Below are 4,627 nucleotides of genomic sequence, written 5' to 3'. Positions count from 1 at the left end.
AAGANANACGCCCCGACGCCCCGACGCCCCGACACCCGGCCGTCCTGGGCCCTACACGCCCGCGAAAGGTTCCCGCGCACGGGCGCCGAAGGGGTTGTCGATGGCGTACCGCCAACCCCCGTCCGGGCCCCGCCGGGCGACATCGGTGGCGGTGCCCTCGATGTGCACGGGCCGCCCGTCCCGGCCGGTCCCCTCGATGACCCAGTCGACGACCAGCAGCGCCGGGTCGCCATTGCTGTACACATGCCGTGGACGGACGGTTATGGAGACTCCGAATCCCTGGAAACGGTCGCTGGCGGTACGCAGCCTCGGACCGGTCACCGGCGTTCCGGGCTTCGGGACCAGCACCGCGGCGTCCTCGTAGCCTTGCGCCGGCGCGGCGGCGTCACCGCTGTTGAACCGCTCGGCGAACACCGCGGGCACATATGCGGGACGGTCAGCGGGTCCTCGCATGATCGATGGACATCCCCCGGACGGGGAAGACCGAAGCGCTCCACTGTCCGGCGGAGATCACGCTGCCGGCCCCGCACGGCCGCTGGACGACATTGGTGGTCTGCGAGACCGAAACACGAGCCGACCGCACACGCGCCCGCCCGTCATGCCCCCACCCCCACCGGCATGACGGAGGGCGCCACGCCCGTGAACGGCCGCTACCAGGACACCAAGCCTCCGCCCGGCGCAGCCCCACACCTCCTACGCCCAGGAGAAACGGGGCCCGCGACGAGGACGTGTGCCCCATCGGCCCGGTCCGCTTGGCCATCTCGCTTCGCAATGATCTCCCACCCGATAGGTTCGTCCCATGCCTGGCCGCCTGCTCGAACTCCACGTCGAGAATTTCCGAAGTCTGCGTGACGTGACTGTCCCGCTTGGTCCGCTGACCGTATTAGTGGGACCGAACGGCGTGGGCAAGTCGAACGTGCTCAAGGTCTTCGACTTCCTCGCGGACATCATCCGCACCGACCTCCAGCCCGCACTGGACACACGGGGCGGCTTCGACGAGGTGGCCTTCTGGGGCGGCGCCAAACCCCCCACCTTCATGCGCGTCCAGCTCAAGGCCACGTGGACGAGCAACTCGACGCTCAACGCGCCCGACCAGTACAGCCTCACGATCCGACGCCGCTCGCTGCCCTCGAACCGGGACGGTAACCGAGCCGCCTACACCCTGTCCCGAGAGGAAAAGTTCGCCTTCAAACGGACCCAAGGACGGGGGCGGCGCATCACCATCTCCGGCGAGGAGGCACGCGTGGCCGACGACCCTGCTGGCAAGAAGGAGGGCAGTGAAAGCAGCATCGGCATCCGCAGGCTGAGCAGCGGTCTGTCCACCCTCCCCAGACTCGGCCCTGCGGATGGCGGCGACGAGGTGACACGCGTCGCCGACCGCCTCTCCTCTTTCCGGGTCTTCGACGTCGACGTGACCGCCGCCCGTATGCCCACCCGGCTGCGCACTGCCGACATGGTGACGCTGGCACCGCACGCTGAGAACCTTGCCGCGTTCCTGATAAGCCTCAGTGGCCGGGACGGGATCTGGGACAACCTCGTCGAAGACGCCCGGCTGGTCCTCCCGCAGTTGGAGAACATCGAGTTCGAGGAGGTCGGAGGCTCACTCGACCAACTGACCGTTGTCCTGCGCGAACGCGGCCTGCGCCGCCTGACGCCTCTGGCGCACGCCTCCTACGGCACAGTCCGGCTGCTCGGATTACTGGCCCTCCTCTACGATCCGCACCCGCCGGCCTTCACCTGCATCGAGGAGATCGACCACGGGTTGCACCCGCAGGCGCTGGAGCTCGTGGTGCAGCGGCTACGGGAAGCCTCCGAACGCACCCAGTTCATTGTCGCCACTCATTCGCCGGCTCTCGTCAACAGGCTCCGCCCCGACGAGTTCGTCGTCTGCGACCGGGACGAGGACGGCGCGTCGATCATTCCCGCCTTGACCGTGAGCGAGGTGGAGGAACTCGTCGAGGAGTCCGGCGAGCAGCCCCTCGGCGAGCTGTGGTTCGCGGGCGCACTGGGCGGAGACCTGACCGGGGGCGCGCTGTGACCTACAGAGGCCGGGCGAATGGTCGGCGCGGTGGCTCTCAGGACCGCGTGATTGTCCTTGCCGGTGAGGACCGGAACGACTGCGAGATCATGGCGGCGCTGATACGCGCGCACCGCCCCGACCTCGGTGCCATTGCCAAGCTGGTCCGAATCAACGACCCCGTACGATTGCGCAAGAAGTCCGGCCCCGACCTGGCCTCGGCGGTCAAGGCACTCGTCGGGAAGGCTCGCGCCAAGGCACTCCAGCAAAGAGCCCAGCTCCTCGGCCTGGTGGTACATGAGGACCTGGACGGTTTCACCGACACGATCTACACCAAGGTCCGCACGGCGGTGTCAGATGAACTCGACCGTCAGTGCGAAGGGGTGCACCACACCGCGCTCGCCCTCGCCGCCTGGGAGTCCGAAGGCTGGCTTCTCCTCTTCCCGGACGCCTTCCCCCACGTACGTCCTAGGTGGAAGGTCCCCTCCCAGCTGCGTGGCAGGGACTCGGGTCGGCTCAGGGAACCGAAGGAGGAGCTCAAGCGACGACTCGGTCCGCCACTCTTCCGGGAGAGCGACGGCCCCCTCGTCGCCCGCAAGGCGCTGGAGCACGGTCTCGTTCCTGCTCTGGAGGGCAGAAACGACTCCTACACCGCCTTCGTCGAGGACCTCAAGAGCTGGACGCGAGCCCCGTCGGCCTGACCGTGGGCATCCCGCCACGACCAAACCGGGCACCGGGCATCCCGCACTCCCCACCGTACCCTCGGGCATGCGAACCACCTGGACGGGCATGTCCTCGGTCGTCCTGGCGCTTTGTATCGGCGTACCACCGGCCGATCAGCACGCACGGCCGCGACCGGCGGCGGGGGAGTGGCAGGCCCTACAGCAGGTGGTCGGCCTTTCCGGCCTTGATGTCGGCGATGAGGGTGCGTAGGGCTTCGAGCGAGTCGGTGAGGTAACGGTCCTCCTGCCCGGCGACGGCTATGTACCCGTTCCCGTCGGCGTCGGTACCGAGACGGAAGCAGGAGCTACCCTCGCCGCAGAACGGGGCTTCCCAGGTGATGTCGGCCATCTGGCTTCTCCTCATAGCTGTTGGATGATCTGGCGGATGAAGTCGCGGGACCGCTCCACGGACAGAGCCAAGTCTTCCAACAGGTCCAGTTGAGCACGGTATTTCGCGAGTTGGCCGTCGGCGTGCAGGAACACAGGTCCGTGAGAGTTGTCCACCTGCACGGTATCGAGCTGCGGAACCGGCCCCTCGGCATAGACGACCGTGTGCCCTGCTCCTGGGAAGGCGCCGTGGCTGAAGGGGAGGACGAGCACGGTGACGTTGTCGCGCTCGGAGACCTCCAGCAGGTACTCCAACTGGGCGCGGGCAACGTCCCGTCCGCCGAACTGCATGCGGAGCGCGGCCTCATGAATCACGGCCACGTACGGTGTCGGATCGTCTCCAGTGATGACCTTCTGGCGTTCCGAACGGTGTGCCAGGCGGAGAGCGACCTCATGCTCGGGAAGCTGGGGTACGACGGCACGGAAGACGGCCATGGCGTGCGCTGATGTCTGGAGGAGCCCTGGTACGTGCACGGTGTTCGCGCCACGCAGACGTACCGCACCGGCCTCGGTCTCGGAGATGTCCAGCAAGCCTTGAGGCAGGCTGCCTCGGTAACGCTCCCACCACCCCGTCTCGTTCGGCTCCGCCATCCTGATCAAGGCATCGATGTACTTCTCGTCGGTGCAGTCACAGTTGCAGGCCAGCGTGCGCAGCCGTTCGGCGCTGATCCCGCGCAACCCGGACTCCATGTTGGAGATCCTGCTTCGATCGACACCGAGGAGTCCTGCGGCGTACTCAGCCGACATGCCCGCTGTAGTGCGCATCCTGCGCAGTTCACTTCCCAAGCGCTTCTGGCGTTGGGTGAGGGTCGTCCGTGGTGGCATGCCGTTCCTTCCATGCAGCGCTGCTGATCCGAACCCTGAGCACAAGTTCACCGTATCGAGGCCATTGTTACGCATCGCATGGCAAATATGGCCCCCATGTCCTACCGTCGGTACCGCGCACGCTACACACCGCCACGCCGGAAGTGCACCGCGCGAGTATGCCCGTCTGCCCTGGGACGGGTGTGCTCGTGACCAGGGCGGTAGGCCACCGGCGACCCCGAACCCTTCACCCACCCGTGGAGTTCGCCATGCCCGAGATCCCCCGCGTACCCGTCCGCTGGCGCTTCCCCGCCCACCCCGCCTCCGTACGACGGGCCAGGCACGCCGTCACCGAATCACTGCCGCACGCCCTCCGCCCCCACCTCGGCGACGACCTGCTCCTGCTGACCTCCGAACTGGTCACCAACGCCATCCGCCACGGCACCTGCGGAGAGGACGAAGAAGACCTCATCGAACTCGTCCTGTGGCCCGCCGACGGACACTACTGGCTCGCCGTCTCCGACCCCGGCACCGGCAAACCGCAAGTGACCCACCCGGACACGGATTCCGAGACCGGCCGGGGCCTCCTCCTCGTCGACACCCTCGCCGCCGCCTGGACCGTCCGCCCCCGCCCCACCCGCGGCACCTCCGTAANCTTNNGTGTCATGATAATTAAAAAAAAAACACGCGCGTAATA

At 67.3% G+C, this 4,627-nt stretch carries 5 protein-coding genes and 1 pseudogene; 3 read left to right on the top strand and 3 right to left on the bottom strand.

Annotation, left to right across the window (positions count from 1 at the left end; genetic code table 11):
• Nucleotides 1–51 precede the first annotated feature (51 nt).
• Entirely contained in the window at nt 52–453 is a 402-nt protein-coding gene (locus MW084_RS02450; protein WP_029553296.1) for a YybH family protein, read from the bottom strand.
• Between the two features lie 346 nt (nt 454–799).
• On the opposite strand from MW084_RS02450, the gene MW084_RS02445 reads away from it, so the two are divergent.
• A complete protein-coding gene (locus MW084_RS02445) occupies nt 800–2,038 on the top strand; it encodes an AAA family ATPase (RefSeq protein WP_029553297.1) in 1,239 nt (412 codons plus the stop codon).
• A gap of 47 nt (nt 2,039–2,085) precedes the next feature.
• Complete coding sequence (locus MW084_RS02440; RefSeq protein ID WP_010468679.1) at nt 2,086–2,718, top strand: hypothetical protein; 633 nt, start codon at nt 2,086–2,088, stop codon at nt 2,716–2,718.
• A gap of 178 nt (nt 2,719–2,896) precedes the next feature.
• Here the strand turns inward: MW084_RS02440 and MW084_RS02435 are convergent, their stop codons facing one another.
• Both MW084_RS02435 and MW084_RS02430 read right to left on the bottom strand, forming a co-directional pair.
• Nucleotides 2,897–3,088 carry a hypothetical protein gene (locus tag MW084_RS02435; protein WP_010468681.1) on the bottom strand — a complete coding sequence of 64 codons (192 nt, stop codon included), beginning with the start codon at nt 3,086–3,088 and terminating at the stop codon, nt 2,897–2,899.
• Nucleotides 3,089–3,099: 11 nt separating this feature from the next.
• Nucleotides 3,100–3,951: a helix-turn-helix domain-containing protein gene (locus tag MW084_RS02430; protein ID WP_029553298.1), complete on the bottom strand. Its 852-nt coding sequence runs from the start codon at nt 3,949–3,951 to the stop codon at nt 3,100–3,102.
• Between the two features lie 158 nt (nt 3,952–4,109).
• Between MW084_RS02430 and MW084_RS02425 the strand changes: the two are divergent.
• Nucleotides 4,110–4,584, top strand: a pseudogene (locus tag MW084_RS02425) (ATP-binding protein); the annotation flags it as partial.
• Nucleotides 4,585–4,627 lie beyond the last annotated feature (43 nt).

The organism is Streptomyces sudanensis, from assembly GCF_023614315.1.
Classification (GTDB): domain Bacteria; phylum Actinomycetota; class Actinomycetes; order Streptomycetales; family Streptomycetaceae; genus Streptomyces; species Streptomyces sudanensis.
The sequence above is the reverse complement of the archived record's forward strand: the minus strand, read 5'-3'. Positions and strand labels throughout refer to the sequence as shown.

Coding starts and splice junctions, on each gene's coding strand:
- MW084_RS02435 (WP_010468681.1), bottom strand. CDS start 3,088: ATGGCCGACATCACCTGGGAAGCCCCGTTCTGCGGCGAGGGTAGCTCC.
- MW084_RS02445 (WP_029553297.1), top strand. CDS start 800: ATGCCTGGCCGCCTGCTCGAACTCCACGTCGAGAATTTCCGAAGTCTG.
- MW084_RS02430 (WP_029553298.1), bottom strand. CDS start 3,951: ATGCCACCACGGACGACCCTCACCCAACGCCAGAAGCGCTTGGGAAGT.
- MW084_RS02450 (WP_029553296.1), bottom strand. CDS start 453: ATGCGAGGACCCGCTGACCGTCCCGCATATGTGCCCGCGGTGTTCGCC.